Genomic DNA, 15,417 nt, shown 5'->3' with positions numbered 1-15,417 from the left:
ATTTGGTGGGGGCGTAATCTGCTGCGAGATTTGTCATATAACCCAAGCCCGCAGGGGACTTTGAGATTGAACTTTTAAAACGGCCCGCCTTCTGGCGGGTCTTTTTTTGCCCGAAGCGTCAGGGGCGCTTTGCCGCGCGGCGCGGGCCGCTGCCCTCCGCCCGGCTGAACACGCGGTTTATGGCGATTCCGGGGTCTGCGCGCCTTATTTCACGTGGCATTCTCTTTCCAAGCAGGCTTTGCCATGCTAGCAGGGCCGCGCAAGGAGCTGCGCATGGGGCGCGGCTCTCTCCAGATATTTCAGAGGGCATCATGGCCATCGAACGCACCCTGTCGATCATCAAGCCGGACGCAACCAAGCGCAACCTGACCGGCAAGGTCAATGCGAAATTCGAAGAAGCCGGTCTGCGCATCGTCGCTCAAAAGCGCATCCAGCTGACCCTGGCACAAGCCGGTCAGTTCTACGCTGAGCACAAAGAGCGTCCCTTCTTCGGCGAACTGACCGAATTCATGGTTTCCGAGCCGGTTGTGGTTCAGGTTCTGGAAGGCGAAGGCGCCATTCTGAAAAACCGTGAAGTCATGGGCGCAACCAACCCGGCAAACGCCGATGAGGGCACCATCCGTAAAGAGTTCGCGCTCTCGGTCGGCGAAAACTCGGTCCACGGTTCGGATTCCGAAGCTGCGGCTGCCCGCGAAATCGCGTTCTTCTTCTCGGGCCTCGAACTGGTCGGCTGATTGCCGCCTCTGAGGTGAGAATTCGGAAAAGGCCGCACCCTCGGGTGCGGCCTTTTTCTTTGGTCTCGGAGGAGGCCAGGGGGGGTAACTGTATTTTAGAGACGCGCGGTCCAGGATGGTCATGTGGTCATTCCGGGGGGTTTTGTGCTGAATATGGAGGTGGCGCGGGGCGTTTTCAGCTTCGTGGAGATTTTTGCGCTGTTGGGCATCATTCCGGGTCTGGTGCTGTTTGTGCCCGGCCCAGGAATGTTCATCCCCGGCCCGGGGGAGCATGGCTGGCACATGCTCCTGCCCGGCCTTGTGATGATCGGCGCAGATCTGCCTGCACGGATGACCGTGTATATCGGAAAGTCGCTTCTGATCATTGCAAAGACCAATGGCTCTCTGCAGCGGTGGGTCAAAGCCTGTAAAGCGCAGATGTCGGCTTGGAATATCTCTTCGCCGCCAGGCGGAAAGGATATGTTGAACCCACCCGGGTGGCCGCTCAGGCCCGCACGCCGTAGAAATCCAGCGCCATGGCCAGTGCGCGGGGCAGGCCCTCTGCACCGGGATTTCGGGTGGTGGCAACGAGAGCGTCAAAGGCCTTGCGCAGGGCCTCTTTTTCCGCGCCCCGGCAGTCGTTCCAGGGGCGGCCCTGCAGCGCCATATGCAGCACGTAATAGCTGATGAAATGCGGCCGCTGCCCGGATTGCAAAAGCCGCCGGTAGCCCTCATCCGCGCCGATGGCCCGCAGGCTTTCGGCGTCCTGAACACCCGCGCGCAGAAAGGCCGCCTGTGACGCCGGCCCAAGGTTTTTGATCGAAGAAATCGCTGTGCCGCTCATGGCTGAATAATTGCCGCTGAGCGCGGCGCTCTGCAAGGGGGCAGCATCCTGAAATGCGAAGCGCGCCGAAAGCGGCGCGCGTCAGTGGTTCAGATTGAGGCCCAGTCGGTGAAGCGGGTGCTTCCCTGCTGCTGCTGGCCGGAGCCGGTCTGCGCGCCCTGTTGCTGCGGGGCGGGGGCGGTCGGCTGGCGGCTGCCCGATTGGCTCTGATTGCTGCTCATGATGCGTTCATCTCTGCAAAACACCCGAAAGACCCGGGCACTGCGGGGCATCTAAGAAGGATATGAATTTTCTTCAAGTCTGCACGATCGCTCCTCTGCTGCAGAACTGTTCGGCGCAAAGAAGTGTCGCGAAAACGCCACAGGCCCGGCGGGGTTTCGGGCGGTGAAGGCCCCTGCGTTCTAGCTTTGCGGCCTGAGAGAGCCGTCAGGCTCAGACTTTGTTCCGACCTGCATTCAGCGCGCGCAAAGCCCGGGCCTGCAGGAGAAGCGGATCCGGATGCGACCTGTGCAGCGCCTGTCTGCCGGCCCCTTTGCGCCGATCCCGCACAGATTTCTGATCTTTCGGACGCCTGAAGATGCGACCGGGATGATCATTGGAAAAGTCTGTCAGGCCTTGTGCCAGGCGGTGACGGCGGGGCCGTCTGCAGCCGATGGCGCGGTGCAGCATCGGCTGAAAGAGCAGGTGCAGGATATTCCGGAGATGCCGGGCCCTCGGGGCCGCCGGGTCAGCTTCGCAAAGCGCCCGATCCGGCGCACCCGGGCGCCGCCATCCGAGGGGGTGGGCGGAAAAGAAGTTCCCGCGCCGCGATTTTCACTGACAAAAAGGCCCCGCAGCAAAATTGCAGGGCCTTTGCCGACTTATTTATACTTTCCGGTATGAACCGGCGGCACCGAGAGGGCCGGAGCCTCCTGGACATATTCGACCGGCGCCGGGGCCGGCTGCGGCGCACAGGCCGCGAGGGTCAGAGCACCTGCCATGACGGCCAGAAGGGATATCCGTTTCATTCCAGTCTCCACATGAGGATCCGCGCCTCAAAGCGGCGCGGGCCCAGCAGACAGGGTGGGCTGCATGGGGTCAAGCTATGCAATATGCACATAGGTTGTGCGTAAATGTCATAACTCAGGACGTGTTTCGCCCCATCCTCTGGCTACTTCAGGAAGAACACGAGGCTCATCACCGCGCCCACAGCGGTCACGAACCAGCGCAGAAGCGTGGTATTGGTGATCCGCCGGCTCAGCCTTGCGCCGATATAGCCACCCGCCGCCGAAGCCAGCGCGAGGGGCAGGGCATAGTGCCAGTCGATGATCCCTGCGGCGATGAAAGTGGCCGTAGAGACGACAGAAAGCACCGAGGAAACAATGCTCTTCAAGCCGTTCATCGCGTGCAGATTGCTGAAGCCCAGCAGCGTAAAGGCCGCCAGCAGCACAATCCCCAGACCGCCGTTGAAATAGCCGCCGTAGATCGAGACCGCCAGCAGCACCAGCGCAGAGGTCAGCCAGCCCGCCGCCGCCACACCGCGGCGGCGCAGCGCCGCCATCATCGCAGGACCAAAGGCAAACAGCAGCGTCGCCGCCAGCAAAAGCCAGGGCACAATCCCCAGAAAGACCGAAGCCGGCGTAACCACCAGCAACAGCGCCCCGATCACCCCGCCGATCACAGAGACGATCAGCAGATCGCGCAGCGACAGCCGCCCGCCCGCCTGCAGATCATCGCGAAACCCCCAGGAGCTGCTCAGATAGCCCGGCAGGGCCGCCAGCGTCGCGGTGGCATTGGCGGTGATCGGCGGCACACCCGCCCAGACGAGGGCCGGAAAGCTCAGAAAGGTCCCGCCGCCCGCCACCGCGTTCAGCACCCCGGCGGCAAAGCCCGCACCGATCAGAACCAGCCACTCCTCCATGCGCCTCACTCCCTGCATTTGCGTAAATTTTATGCAGCCTTAGCCCATCAGAGTTGCCCGGGCCATGACAAAAGGCCGCAGGCTTTTCGCGCGGCGGCAGGGGCCTCGCGGTCCGGGAGGGGACGGGGGCCGGAGCCGGGGCGCTGGCCCCTCTGCGCGGCGCTTTTCTTTCTGGTGCTGCGCGCCTAAAACTGGTGCAAAGTGACTGCGGAGCGTGAGATGTCCGAGACCCTGCCGAAAGGCCTTGATGAAGCACGGACCGAGTGGAACGACATTGCCGCCCGCGTTGGCGAGGCCGATGTCGCCTATCACCGCGACGATGCGCCAGAGATCACGGATGCCGATTATGATGCGCTCAAGCGCCGCCTGCGCGCGCTGGAGGCGGCTTTTCCGGCGCTGGCCTCTGACGACAGCCCCACCGCCAAGGTTGGCGGGCCGCTGGCTGAGGGCTTTGGCAAGATCCGCCATGACGTCCCGATGCTCAGCCTCGAAAACGCTTTTGAGGATGGCGATGTGCAGGAGTTCAGTGGCCGCGTCTCGCGCTTTCTGGGCCTTTCGGGGGGGCTGTCGTTCACCGCAGAGCCGAAGATTGACGGGCTGAGCCTGTCGCTGCGCTATGAGGGGGGTCAGCTTGTCCATGCCGCCACCCGCGGCGATGGCGAGACCGGCGAGAATGTCACCGCCAATGCCCGACAGATCGCTGATATCCCCCAAAGCCTGACCGGCGCGCCGCAGGTGCTGGAAGTGCGCGGCGAGGTCTATATGAGCCACGCCGATTTCCTGGCGCTGAATGAGGCTCAGGCCGCGAAGGGCGATAAAACCTTTGCCAATCCGCGCAATGCGGCTGCGGGCAGCCTGCGCCAGCTCGATGCAAAGATCACCGCCGCGCGGCCCTTGCGCTTCTTTGCCTATGCCTGGGGCGCGCTTTCCGAGCCGCTGTCCGGGACGCAATATGGCGCGATTGCACGCCTGGCAGAGCTTGGTTTTCAGACCAACCCACTGACGCGGCTTTGTCATTCCCCCGACGAGATGCTGGCGCAGTACCGCCGCATCGGGACTGACCGGGCGGGGCTGGGCTATGACATCGACGGCGTGGTCTATAAGGTCAATGACCTGAGCCTGCAGGGGCGGCTGGGCTTTCGCGCCACCACGCCCCGCTGGGCGATTGCGCATAAATTCCCCGCCGAACTCGCCTGGACGCGGCTGGAGGGCATCGATATTCAGGTTGGCCGCACCGGGGCGCTCTCGCCCGTGGCACGGCTCGTGCCGGTGACGGTGGGGGGCGTGGTGGTCTCTAATGCCACGCTGCACAATGAAGACTACATCGCCGGGATCGACAGCCGCGGCGCGCCGATCCGCGAGGGGCGCGATATCCGCCCCGGCGATCTGGTGCAGATCTACCGTGCGGGGGATGTGATCCCGAAAATCGCTGATGTGGATCTCGCGCAGCGCCCCGCAGAGAGCACGCCCTATCTCTACCCCGAGACCTGCCCGCAATGCGGCAGCCCTGCGATCCGCGAGCCGGGGGATTCGGTGCGCCGCTGCTCGGGCGGGTTGATCTGTCCGGCCCAGGCGGTGGAAAAACTGAAGCATTTCGTCTCCCGCGCCGCCTTTGACATTGAGGGTCTGGGCATCAAACAGATCGAGATGTTCTTTGGCGATGCCGCGCTTTCGATCCGTGAGCCTGCGGATATCTTTACCCTGGAGGCCCGGGACGGCCAGGGGCTGACGCGGCTGAAAAACCGCGACGGCTTTGGCGAGAAAAGCTCTGAGGCGCTGTTTGCTGCCATCCGGGCGCGCAAAACCATCGGCTTTGGGCGTTTCCTCTTTGCGCTTGGCATTCGTCACTTGGGCGAAGTGGCCTCCAATGATCTGGCGCGGCACTTCCGCAGCTGGGAGGCGCTGGCCGGGACGGTGGATACCGCCCGCCCGGCGGCAGAGCGCCATCTGATGGCCGATGAGGCCGAGGCGCATGAGCGCGCCGAAGCCCAAGGTGCAGGCCGCCGCGCCACGCTGAAAGCCGTGCGCGATAAGGTCTGGGCGGCTGAGCCCGCAATCGCGCCCGAGGCCCGTCAGGCCTGGGAGCATCTGATGGCCATTGAGGGGATCGGCGCGGTGCTGGCCACCTCGCTGGTCACCACGCTGTCGCAGCCGGAAGAGCGCGCCTCGATTGAGCGGCTTCTGCGCCATCTGAGCATTGAGCCTCCCGAAGAACGTGCCAGCCAAAGCCCCGTTGCGGGCAAAACCGTGGTCTTCACCGGCACGCTGGAGCGGATGACCCGGGCCGAAGCCAAGGCGCGGGCCGAAAGCCTGGGCGCCAAGGTGGCGGGCTCGGTCTCGGCGAAAACCGATTATCTGGTCGCAGGGCCGGGGGCCGGATCCAAAGCCAGCAAAGCGGCAGATCTCGGGGTCACCGTCCTTGATGAAGACGCCTGGCTGGAGCTGATCGGCGGATGAGCCGTCCGGAGGCGCTTTTCCCGCTCTTTGCCGATCTCACCTCGCTGGCGGGGGTGGGAGAGAAGACGGCAAAGCTCTTTGAGGCGCTCTCGGTCACGCTGCCGCGCGATCTGCTGTATCTGTTGCCGCATTCGGTGATCGACCGCCGTCGCCGCGCCAGCATCAGTGATCTGGTGCCGCCGATGGTGGCCACGGTTGAGGTCGAGATCATCGCGCATTTCCCCGCGCGCCGCAAAGGCGGGCCTGCGCGGGTCATGGTGCGCGATGCGGGCGTCGAATTTCCGCTGGTTTTCTTTGGCCCCCGCGCCGATTACGCGCTGAAACATCTGCCGCTCGGCGAGCGTCGTCTGGTCTCGGGCAAGGTCGAGTTTTTCGACGGCGTGGCGCAGATGGTGCATCCCGATCATATCCTTGATCCCGACGCCCCCCATGATCTGCCGGAGTTTGAGCCGGTCTATCCCGCCACCGCGGGCCTCAGCCAAAAGCAGATCCGCAAGGCCGCGCTGGATGCCGTCAGCCGCGCGCCGCAGACCCTGGAATGGGCCGATGGCCCCCTGATGGCGCGGGAGGGCTGGCCCGGCTGGTGCGAGGCGCTTGCGGCGCAGCACCACCCCCAAAGCGCCGCGGATGTCTCACCCGATGCCCCCGCGCGGCGCAGGCTCGCCTATGATGAGCTTTTCGCCCATCAGCTGACCCTGGCTCTGGCGCGGCAGAAGGCGCGCAAAAAGGCGGGGATTTCCAGCATAGGCCATGGGCGGCTGGCGGCACAGGTGCTGGCGGGGCTGCCCTATGCCCCGACCGGCGCACAAAGCCGCGCGGTGGCCGAAATCCGCGCGGATCTGGCGGCGCCTTTGCGGATGAACCGGCTTTTGCAGGGCGATGTCGGCTCGGGCAAAACCCTGGTGGCCTTTCTGGCGCTGCTGACGGTGGTGGAGGCGGGCGGGCAGGGTGTGCTGATGGCCCCGACCGAAATCCTTGCGCGCCAGCATTTTGAGGGGCTGAAGCCGCTGGCGGATCTTGCGGGCCTTCGCCTTGAGGTGCTGACCGGCCGCGACAAGGGGGCCGAGCGTCAGGCGCGTCTGGCGGCGCTGGCAGCCGGAGAGATCGGGATCCTGGTCGGCACCCATGCGGTCTTTCAAAAGGACGTCGATTTCCACGACCTGCGCCTGGCCGTCATTGATGAGCAGCACCGCTTTGGCGTGGCGCAGCGGATGGAGCTGGGCGCCAAGGGCCGCGCGGTGGATGTCCTGGTGATGACCGCCACGCCGATCCCGCGCTCGCTGGCGCTGGCGCAATATGGCGATATGGATGTGAGCGTGCTGGATGAAAAGCCGCCCGGGCGCAAGCCGATCCGCACCTCGCTTCTGGCGGATGAGCGGCTGGAGGAGGTGGTGGCCCATCTGAAGCGCGCGGTCAGTGAGGGCAAACAGGCCTATTGGGTCTGCCCGCTGGTCGAGGAGTCAGAATTCACCGATCTCACCGCCTCGGAGGACCGCTTTCAGCATCTGCGCGCGGCCCTCGGCGAGGGGGTGGTGACCCTGGTTCATGGCCAGATGCCCACGGCGCAGAAAGATGCCGCTATGGCAGATTTCGTCGCGGGGCGGGCGCGGGTCCTGGTGGCGACCACGGTGATTGAGGTGGGGGTCAATGTGCCCGCAGCCACCATCATGGTGATTGAGCGCGCCGAGACCTTCGGTCTGGCGCAGCTTCACCAGCTGCGCGGCCGGGTCGGGCGCGGGAGCGAGGCCTCAAGCTGTCTTTTGCTTTACCAGGCACCGCTCTCTGAGACCGGGCGGCGGCGGCTGTCGATCATGCGCGACACCGAGGATGGCTTTAAGATCTCAGAAGAAGATCTGGCGATGCGCGGGGCGGGGGATCTGATCGGCACGGCGCAATCGGGCCTGCCGCGCTTTCGCCTCGCGGACCCTGAGCGCATGGCGGGGCTGATGGAGACCGCGCAGCGCGATGCCCGCAAACTGCTGCTCGATGATCCGGACCTCAGCAGCCCGCGCGGCAAAGCGGTGCGCTTTTTGCTCTGGCTGCTCAGCCAGGACCGCGCGATCGGGCTTTTGTCGGTGGGCTGAGAGGAGGCGGCTCTGACGGGCCGCCGGCGCCCCCCCCGGGAAGGGGCGGGAGTTACCCCCTTATTCTTCGTCGTCTTTGCCGCCCTTGCCGGTGACCACACCCAGCGATTTCAGCTTGCGGTGCAGGGCGGAGCGCTCCATGCCGACGAAGCTGGCGGTGCGCGAGATATTGCCGCCGAAGCGCTGAATCTGCGTCAGAAGATATTCGCGCTCAAAGACCTCCCGCGCCTCGCGCAGCGGCAAAGTGGCGATCTGACCGCCAAGGCTCAGGCGGCCCTCTTCGGTGCCTGCTTCGCTCTCGCCCTGCAATTCGCGCGGGGTGATCGGATCGCTGCTCTCACCAAGGATCAGCACGCGCTCCACCAGATTGCGCAGCTGCCGCACATTGCCCGGCCAGGGCATGGTCTGCAAAAGTGCCTCTGCCTCGGGCGAAAGATCCCGCAGCGGCAGGCCCTGGGTGCGGTGCAGCGTCTCGATAAAATGATGCGCCAGCAGGGGGATATCCTCGCGCCGCTCGCTCAGGCCCGGCACATGGACCGGGACCACGTTCAGGCGGTCATAAAGCTCCTGGCGGAAGCGGCCTGCGGCGATTTCCTGGCGCAGATCGCGCGAGGTCGATGAGATCACCCGCAGATCGACCCGCACGCGGTCCGCAGAGCCGACCCGGGTGAAGGTCTGATCCACCAGCACCCGCAGGATCTTGCTTTGGGTGCCGGGCGGCATATCCGCCACCTCATCGAGATAGACCACCCCGCCATGCGCGAGGTCCAGCAGCCCCTTTTCAACCCCGCGACCGGGGGTTTCGCGGCCAAAGAGCACCTCTTCCATCCGTTCAGGCTCTATCATCGCGGCCGAGACCGAGACGAAGGGGCCGGCGGCGCGGGCGGAATTGGAGTGGATATACCGCGCGGCCACCTCTTTTCCCGCCCCCGAAGGCCCGGTCAGCATCACGCGGCCATTGGATTTGGTGACCTTATCAAGCTGGCTTTTCAAGCCGCGGAAGGCGGCGGACTGGCCGACGAGATCGGCGGCGGTCACATCCTTGCGCTTCAGCTCAACATTCTCGCGGCGCAGGCGGCTGGTTTCCATGGCGCGGGCCACCACCACCAGAAGCTGGTCGATATTGAAGGGCTTTTCGATGAAATCATAAGCGCCCTGTTTGATCGCCGCCACCGCCAGCTCAATATTGCCATGGCCCGAGATGATGACCACCGGCACGCCGGGATTGTCGCGCCGCACGGTCTTGAGGATATCAATCCCGTCCATCCGGCTGTCTTTGAGCCAGATATCGAGGATCATCAGCGCCGGAGGGGCGGTGTTGATCGCCTCAAGGCAGTCATCGGAATTGGCAGCAAGACGGGTCTGATAGCCTTCGTCCTTCAGAATATCGGAAATCAGCTCGCGGATATCGCGCTCATCATCAACGATCAGAATATCGGCCATCACGGGTCTCCCTTATTGTGTGTGGCGGCTGCGCCGGGGCGCGGCCACCGCGAGCGGCAGGCGGATCACCGCCATGGCCCCGGGCCGGTCGGTGCCCCCGATGGGGGGGGCATCTTCCAGCGCCAGCGTGCCGCCGTGTTCTTCAATGATTTTGCGCACGATCGGCAGGCCAAGGCCGGTGCCCTTCGCGCGGGTGGTAACATAGGGCTCAAAAAGGCTGGAGCGGTCTTCCGGAAGGCCGCTGCCATTGTCAGAAATGCGCAGAACCGCTGAAGGGCCCTCCGTCTCAAGTTCAATCAAAATAAGCGGGGTATGCGAGGGTGGCGCGTCTTTCTCACGGAAGGCCGCAATCGCTTCGCCGGCGTTTTTCAAAAGATTGGTCAGCGCCTGACCAATCATCGTGCTGTCGAGGGGCAGGGTCAGCGGCCCCTCGGGCAGGCGGGTCTCAAAATGCACGTCTGGCTGGCCGGCGTCCTGCAAAAGCACGGCATCGCGCACCAGTTTCACCAGATCCTCTTCGCGGGTCTCGGGGACCGGCATGCGGGCGAATTTGGAGAATTCATCGACGATGCGGCGCAGATCGCCGGTCTGGCGCACGATCACATCGACCAGGTTCTCCAGCGCCTCATAGCTCTCTTCATCAAGCTTGGGGCCAAAGCGGCGGCGGATGCGTTCGGCCGAAAGCTGGATCGGGGTGAGGGGGTTTTTGATCTCATGGGCAATGCGGCGGGCCACATCGCCCCAGGCCGCCATGCGCTGCGCGGTGACCAGCTCGGTCACATCGTCAAAGGCCACGACATAGCCTTCGGCGATATTCTCATCCGAAAAGCGCGGCGCGATCCGCACCAGCAGGCTTTCCATCCGGTTCTTCCGGGTCAGACGGATCTCTTCCTGGGCGGTGGTCTCATTCTCGCGCGCATGTTGATAAAGTGCTGCGAATTCCGGCACCAGCAGCGCCATCGGCCCGCCCTGATCTTCCTGCTGCAGCTCCAGCAGCCTGCGGGCGGAGCGGTTCAAAAAGACCACCTGGCCCTCCGCATCCAGCCCGATCACCCCCGCAGTCACCGAGGCCAGCACCGAGTCAAAAAGCCGCCGCTGGGCTTCGGTCACCGCATGGTTGCGGTTCAGCGCCTCATGCTGGTGTTTGAGCTGCCGGGCCATGCGGTTGAAGCTGTGCCCCAGCAGCGCGATCTCATCGCCGGAATGGGTGGGCGTGACGCGGACGTCAAAATCGCCCTTACCCACGCGGGAGACTGCCCCCGCAAGCGCGCCCACCGGGCGGGCCAGACGCTCGGCGATCCAAAGGCCCATCCAGACGGCCGCAAGGATCAGGATCAGCGCAAAACCGATATAAAGCAGGCCGAACTGAAAGAGCTGCCGCCCGCGCTCAGCCTCCAGCTGGTTGTAAAGCCGCACGCTTTCCTGGGTGTCATCCAAAAGCCGCAGCAGCGTGCCATCCACCGTGCGGCTGACATAGATCAGCCGGTCAAGCACATCAGGCAGCAGCATCAGCACGCGAAATTCGTTGTTCGGCCAATCCTGGATCAGCACCGTCTCGCCGCTGATGGCGCGCGACAGCTCCGCCGGGCTGGGCTTTTCAAAGTCAAAAAGATAAGAGCGCTCGCCGCGGGCCCGGATCTCTCCGGTGCCGTCGATCACAAAGGCCTCGCGCAGACCGCGCTGCAGTTGCGCCTGTTCCTGGGTCAGAAAGAGGCGGATATCGCCGTCATTATTGACGATCCCGGTCTGACGCGCATGCCCGAGCCGCGAGGTCAGCGAGGTGGTGTCATCGACAAGCGCGCGGCGCTGCTCGGTCTCATAGGCCTCCGCCGCCGAGCGCGAGGCCCCGATCACCGAGCGGACGCGGTCGGAAAACCAGCCCTCAAGGCCGATATTGATGGTCAGAACCGCAAAAATCGCGATGAGAATGGTCGGGACCAGCGCCACAAAGGCAAAGATCCCGGACAGCCGCAGGTGCAGCCGAGAGCCTGACTGCTGCGCGCGCCGCCCCGCCAGAACCCGCAGAACGGTGTTCAGAACCAGCGCCGCCAGCAGCAGGATATAGACCATATCCGCCAGCAGAACCGCCCTGAGCCAGCGCGAAATCGAACGCTCGCCAAAGGGGCCGAGGACAAGGAAGGTCAAAACGGCCAGCAATGGCCCCAGCACGACCAGCCCAAGCTGGAAGGTGGTGCGCACCGAGCGCGCCCGCAAAAGGCCGTAAACACGGTCCCAGAATCCTGGCAGTGCCGTCACCTGCACCTGTGCCCCTCTCCTCCCGGCCACAGACAGCCGGCAGGAGCCTGGCATATCCGGGGGGCGCTAATGCGCAAACCTCAACATCTTCGGGGCGATGCGGTGGGATAGACCGCTTCGCAACGCCCCTGTTGCTGTTTTACATCAACTTCCGCCGGCGTGTCACGCGGATATCAAGATCCGTGATCTTCTTGCGCAGGGTATTGCGGTTGATCCCCAGCAGATCGGCGCAGCGGGCCTGATTGCCGCCGGTCGCATCCAGCGCAATTTCGAGAAGCGGGGCCTCAATCTCACGCAGGATCCGCTGATAAACACCCGGCGGGGGCAGCGCGCCGCCATGCAGATCAAAGTAGCGCTGCAGATGCCGCGCCACCGAGGCCGAGAGCTTTTCGCCCTCCGGGCCGCCGCGGGCGGGTTCAGCCGCGGGCTGGTTGCCAAGGACCAGCTCCACATCCGCGCGGCTGATGTCATCGCCCGAGGCGGTGACGGACAGCCTGCGGATGGTGTTTTCCAGCTGGCGGACGTTGCCGGGCCAGGAATAGGCCCGCATCAGCTCTTTGGCCTCACCCGAGAGATTGCGCGAAGGCGCTCCGTCGCGGCTGGCGCGGGCGAGGAAATGCTCGGCCAGCAGCAGGATATCTTCCACGCGCTCGCGCAGCGGCGGAACCGGGATGGTGACACCGCCCAGGCGGTAGTAAAGCGCCTGCCGGAACTGACCATCCTCAATGCGGCGGGTCAGATCGACCTGGCTCGTGGCCATCAGCCGCGGCGCCCCCTCGCCAAAGCCGTCGATCATCCGCACGAGGCTGGCCTGAGTGTCCTCATCATAATCGGCGACCTCATCCAGCACCAGGGTGCCGGAACGGGCGCGGGCCTTCAGCGCGGCAATCCCCGCGGGCGTGGCCAGCTCTGCGGCCTGGGCCACCACGAAGGGCTGGTCGCGGCGATCCGAAAAGTCGTGGATCGCTTTGGCAATCAGCGATTTTCCGGTGCCGCTTTCGCCGGTGATCAGAACCGGCAGATCGGTGTTCATCACCCGCGCGACCAGACGATAAAGGCTTTGCATCGCGGTGGTGCGGCCCACCAGCGGCAGATCTTCAACCATTTCGCGCGGCGGCTGGGTGATTGAGGTCACAAGGGGCCGCGAGGCGGGCTTGCGGCGGGTCTCCAGCGCTTTGGCAGCGCGTTTCATCAGATCGGGCAGATCGAAGGGCTTGGGCAGGTAATCCCAGGCATCCGCTTCCGTCGCCTGAATGGCGGTCATGATGGTGTTTTGCGCCGAGATCACAATGACGGGCAGCTCGGGGCGCAGCTGCGAGATGCGGGGCAGCTGCTCAATGCCGTTGCCGTCGGGCATGATGACATCGGTGATCACCAGATCGCCTTTGCCTTCTTCCACCCAACGCTGCAGCGTCATCAGCGAGGATGTGGCATGCACCTTGCAGCCCGCGCGCGTCAGCGCCTGGGTCAGAACCGTGCGGATCGTGCGGTCGTCATCGGCGACCAGAACCGTGCCATCCATCAGCTTTTCCTTTCAGCTTTGGGCACCATCGGCAGCGAGATGCGAAAGGCGGTGCGGCCAGGCACCGAATCCACCGCAATCCAGCCGTCGTGGTCTGAGATAATTTTTGACACCAGCGCGAGGCCCAGCCCCGTGCCGTTGGTACGCCCTGAAATGAAGGGCTCAAACACATTGGCCAGCATATCCGGCGGGATGCCGGGGCCGTCATCGATCACCTCGATGTTCAGCGGCAGCGCGCGCGAGGTGCCATCGGGACGGCGCAGCCGCAGGCCATGATCGTAAAAACTGCGCAGCCGGATGGTGCCGCCCCGGGGGCCGGCAGCTTCGGTTGCGTTTTTCAAAAGGTTCAGAAAGACCTGCAAAAGCTGGTCGGGATCGACAAGCGCCGCAGGCAGCGAGGGGTCGAAAGACTCAACGAATTTCATATGCGAGGCATAGCCCACCATGGCCGAGCGCCGCGCCCGGTCCAGCACATCATGCAGATTGACCGGGGTAAACTCGGGCGGGCGGGTATTGCCGAACTGCTCGACCTGCTCCAGCAGTTTGACGATGCGGCGGGTTTCCTCGACGATCAGTTCGGTGAGCTCCTGATCCTCGGGCGAAAGGCCCATCGACAATAGCTGCGCCGCACCGGAGATGCCTGCGAGGGGGTTTTTGATCTCATGCGCCAGCATTTCCGCCATGCCGATCGCCGATTTCGCTGCTGAGCGTGAACCGGTGCCGCGCCCGAGGCGGTCTGCCAGTTCCCGCGGTGAGATCATCACCAAAAGCGTCTCCGGCGCGTCCTGGACCGGGGCCACATGCAGGGTGCATTGCACCGGAGGGCGGTCGCCGGAGGTCACATCCACATCGTTGATGAACAGCGCCGACTGGTTTTTGCGCACCCGCGCCAGACCTTCATCCAGCGGCGCATCAATCGACAGAATATCCAGCAGCGGCTGACCCTTCAGCGCGCGCAGCGACATATTCATGAAAAGCTCCGCCGCCGGATTCACTTCGCGAATGGTATTGTCAGGCTCTATCAGCAGAGCCGGAACCGGGAGCGAAGCCCAGATGATGCCGGGGGCGGGCAGGGTCATGCAGCGTATCTTTCAGGGGCAGGGTGCGGCGCATCGCGCAGAGCCGACACCAGGGTGGATATAACATCGGCAGGCTCGCTCCGGGTCAGAGCCAGAGCGCGCAGCGCGGGATCGGCCCCTGCGGCATCAAGATACCAGCCCAGGTGTTTCCGGGCGACCTTCACCGCAAGCTCAGTGCCGTAAAAACTCAGCATGGCCTCATAATGGCCCACCACCAGATCGGCGAGGGCCGCCCCCGTCGGGATCTGCGGCGCAGGCGCGCCGAAAAGCTGATGCGCAATCTCAGCCAGCACCCAGGGGCGACCCTGAGCACCGCGCCCGATCATGACGCCATCCGCGCCCGAAAGGCGCAGAGCCTCGGCCGCCGATGCGGGCGAGGTGATGTCGCCATTGGCAATGACCGGCAGCGAGACCGCCTCTTTCACCCGCGCAATCGCGGACCAATCGGCCTTGCCTTTGTAAAACTGACAGCGGGTGCGGCCATGGATCACCACCATCTGCACGCCCGAGGCTTCGGCGCGGCGGGCAATTTCGGCGGCGTTATGGCTGTCATCATCCCAGCCGAGCCGCATTTTCAGCGTGACCGGCACTTTCACCGCGCCAATCACCGCCTCAAGCAGCGAAATGGCATGATCGGGCTCGCGCATCAGGGCCGAGCCGCAGGCGCCATTGCCGCCCGCCGCCGTCACCCGTTTGGCGGGGCAGCCCATGTTGAAATCGATGATTTTCGCACCCTGGGCTTCGCAGTATTTTGCGGCCTCTGCCAGCCAATGCGCCTCACGTCCGGCCAGCTGGACCGAGGTCGCGGCCTCGCCAAAGCCAAGCTCTGCCTTGGCACGCGCCAGCGGGCGGCCCTGCACCACGTCCTGACTTGCAATCATTTCCGAGACGACAAGCCCCGCGCCGAAGCCCGAGACCACCCGGCGAAACGGCAGATCGGTAATCCCCGCAAGCGGTGCGAGAAAGACCGGAGGGTCGAGCCGGAGGTCTGCCAGAGAAAGGGTCAACTGCCTGATCCTTGTGCGAATGAGTTTTGGGTATGCAGGCGCGGCAGGGCCGTCCATGCAGAAGAGGGGTATTTTTCCTGCAATGCAGGCAATTGCCTGTCGATTTGGCGCA

At 64.4% G+C, this 15,417-nt stretch carries 12 protein-coding genes; 3 read left to right on the top strand and 9 right to left on the bottom strand.

What is annotated here, in order from left to right; genetic code table 11:
• Positions 1-311: 311 nt before the first annotated feature.
• Positions 312-734 (top strand): nucleoside-diphosphate kinase, encoded by a 423-nt coding sequence (gene ndk / locus EG244_RS07895; protein ID WP_124964461.1) that lies wholly within the window; start codon positions 312-314, stop codon positions 732-734.
• 484 nt (positions 735-1,218) lie between these two features.
• On the opposite strand, the gene EG244_RS07890 is transcribed toward ndk, so the two are convergent.
• From EG244_RS07890 to EG244_RS07885, 4 genes are all read right to left on the bottom strand, one after another.
• The gene (locus tag EG244_RS07890; RefSeq protein WP_124964511.1) at positions 1,219-1,557 is read right to left on the bottom strand and encodes a TfoX/Sxy family DNA transformation protein; all 339 of its coding nucleotides are present in this window, start codon (positions 1,555-1,557) and stop codon (positions 1,219-1,221) included.
• 89 nt (positions 1,558-1,646) lie between these two features.
• On the bottom strand, positions 1,647-1,778 hold the full coding sequence (locus tag EG244_RS21300) for a hypothetical protein (RefSeq protein WP_267900261.1): 132 nt from the start codon (positions 1,776-1,778) through the stop codon (positions 1,647-1,649).
• A 639-nt stretch (positions 1,779-2,417) separates the two neighbouring features.
• A complete protein-coding gene (locus tag EG244_RS20380) occupies positions 2,418-2,564 on the bottom strand; it encodes a hypothetical protein (protein ID WP_158617270.1) in 147 nt (48 codons plus the stop codon).
• Between the two features lie 143 nt (positions 2,565-2,707).
• Positions 2,708-3,457: a sulfite exporter TauE/SafE family protein gene (locus EG244_RS07885; RefSeq protein ID WP_124964460.1), complete on the bottom strand. Its 750-nt coding sequence runs from the start codon at positions 3,455-3,457 to the stop codon at positions 2,708-2,710.
• Positions 3,458-3,676: 219 nt separating this feature from the next.
• Here EG244_RS07885 and ligA point away from each other — a divergent pair, with 219 nt between their 5' ends.
• Positions 3,677-5,914: an NAD-dependent DNA ligase LigA gene (ligA, locus tag EG244_RS07880; protein ID WP_124964459.1), complete on the top strand. Its 2,238-nt coding sequence runs from the start codon at positions 3,677-3,679 to the stop codon at positions 5,912-5,914.
• Entirely contained in the window at positions 5,911-7,998 is a 2,088-nt protein-coding gene (gene recG, locus EG244_RS07875; protein ID WP_124964458.1) for an ATP-dependent DNA helicase RecG, read from the top strand. The genes ligA and recG overlap by 4 nt, the downstream gene beginning before the upstream one ends.
• Before the next feature lie 60 nt (positions 7,999-8,058).
• On the opposite strand, the gene ntrX is transcribed toward recG, so the two are convergent.
• From ntrX to dusB, 5 genes are all read right to left on the bottom strand, one after another.
• The gene (gene ntrX, locus EG244_RS07870; protein WP_124964457.1) at positions 8,059-9,441 is read right to left on the bottom strand and encodes a nitrogen assimilation response regulator NtrX; all 1,383 of its coding nucleotides are present in this window, start codon (positions 9,439-9,441) and stop codon (positions 8,059-8,061) included.
• Between the two features lie 12 nt (positions 9,442-9,453).
• On the bottom strand, positions 9,454-11,703 hold the full coding sequence (locus EG244_RS07865) for a sensor histidine kinase NtrY-like (protein WP_407644038.1): 2,250 nt from the start codon (positions 11,701-11,703) through the stop codon (positions 9,454-9,456).
• 133 nt (positions 11,704-11,836) lie between these two features.
• On the bottom strand, positions 11,837-13,219 hold the full coding sequence (locus EG244_RS07860) for a response regulator (protein WP_124964455.1): 1,383 nt from the start codon (positions 13,217-13,219) through the stop codon (positions 11,837-11,839).
• Positions 13,219-14,298: a two-component system sensor histidine kinase NtrB gene (locus tag EG244_RS07855; RefSeq protein ID WP_124964454.1), complete on the bottom strand. Its 1,080-nt coding sequence runs from the start codon at positions 14,296-14,298 to the stop codon at positions 13,219-13,221. Before EG244_RS07855 ends, EG244_RS07860 begins: the two co-directional genes overlap by 1 nt.
• Complete coding sequence (gene dusB / locus EG244_RS07850) at positions 14,295-15,305, bottom strand: tRNA dihydrouridine synthase DusB (protein ID WP_233588942.1); 1,011 nt, start codon at positions 15,303-15,305, stop codon at positions 14,295-14,297. The genes EG244_RS07855 and dusB overlap by 4 nt, the downstream gene beginning before the upstream one ends.
• Positions 15,306-15,417 lie beyond the last annotated feature (112 nt).

The organism is Falsigemmobacter faecalis, assembly GCF_003863335.1.
Classification (GTDB): Bacteria; Pseudomonadota; Alphaproteobacteria; order Rhodobacterales; family Rhodobacteraceae; genus Wagnerdoeblera; species Wagnerdoeblera faecalis.
The sequence above is the reverse complement of the archived record's forward strand: the minus strand, read 5'-3'. Positions and strand labels throughout refer to the sequence as shown.

What these genes read in the sequence shown, in the direction of transcription:
- recG (WP_124964458.1), top strand. Translation starts at nt 5,911, where the DNA reads ATGAGCCGTCCGGAGGCGCTTTTCCCGCTCTTTGCCGATCTCACCTCG.
- EG244_RS07855 (WP_124964454.1), bottom strand. Translation starts at nt 14,298, where the DNA reads ATGACCCTGCCCGCCCCCGGCATCATCTGGGCTTCGCTCCCGGTTCCG.
- EG244_RS07860 (WP_124964455.1), bottom strand. Translation starts at nt 13,219, where the DNA reads ATGGATGGCACGGTTCTGGTCGCCGATGACGACCGCACGATCCGCACG.
- EG244_RS07885 (WP_124964460.1), bottom strand. Translation starts at nt 3,457, where the DNA reads ATGGAGGAGTGGCTGGTTCTGATCGGTGCGGGCTTTGCCGCCGGGGTG.
- EG244_RS20380 (WP_158617270.1), bottom strand. Translation starts at nt 2,564, where the DNA reads ATGAAACGGATATCCCTTCTGGCCGTCATGGCAGGTGCTCTGACCCTC.
- ligA (WP_124964459.1), top strand. Translation starts at nt 3,677, where the DNA reads ATGTCCGAGACCCTGCCGAAAGGCCTTGATGAAGCACGGACCGAGTGG.
- ntrX (WP_124964457.1), bottom strand. Translation starts at nt 9,441, where the DNA reads ATGGCCGATATTCTGATCGTTGATGATGAGCGCGATATCCGCGAGCTG.
- EG244_RS21300 (WP_267900261.1), bottom strand. Translation starts at nt 1,778, where the DNA reads ATGAGCAGCAATCAGAGCCAATCGGGCAGCCGCCAGCCGACCGCCCCC.
- EG244_RS07890 (WP_124964511.1), bottom strand. Translation starts at nt 1,557, where the DNA reads ATGAGCGGCACAGCGATTTCTTCGATCAAAAACCTTGGGCCGGCGTCA.
- ndk (WP_124964461.1), top strand. Translation starts at nt 312, where the DNA reads ATGGCCATCGAACGCACCCTGTCGATCATCAAGCCGGACGCAACCAAG.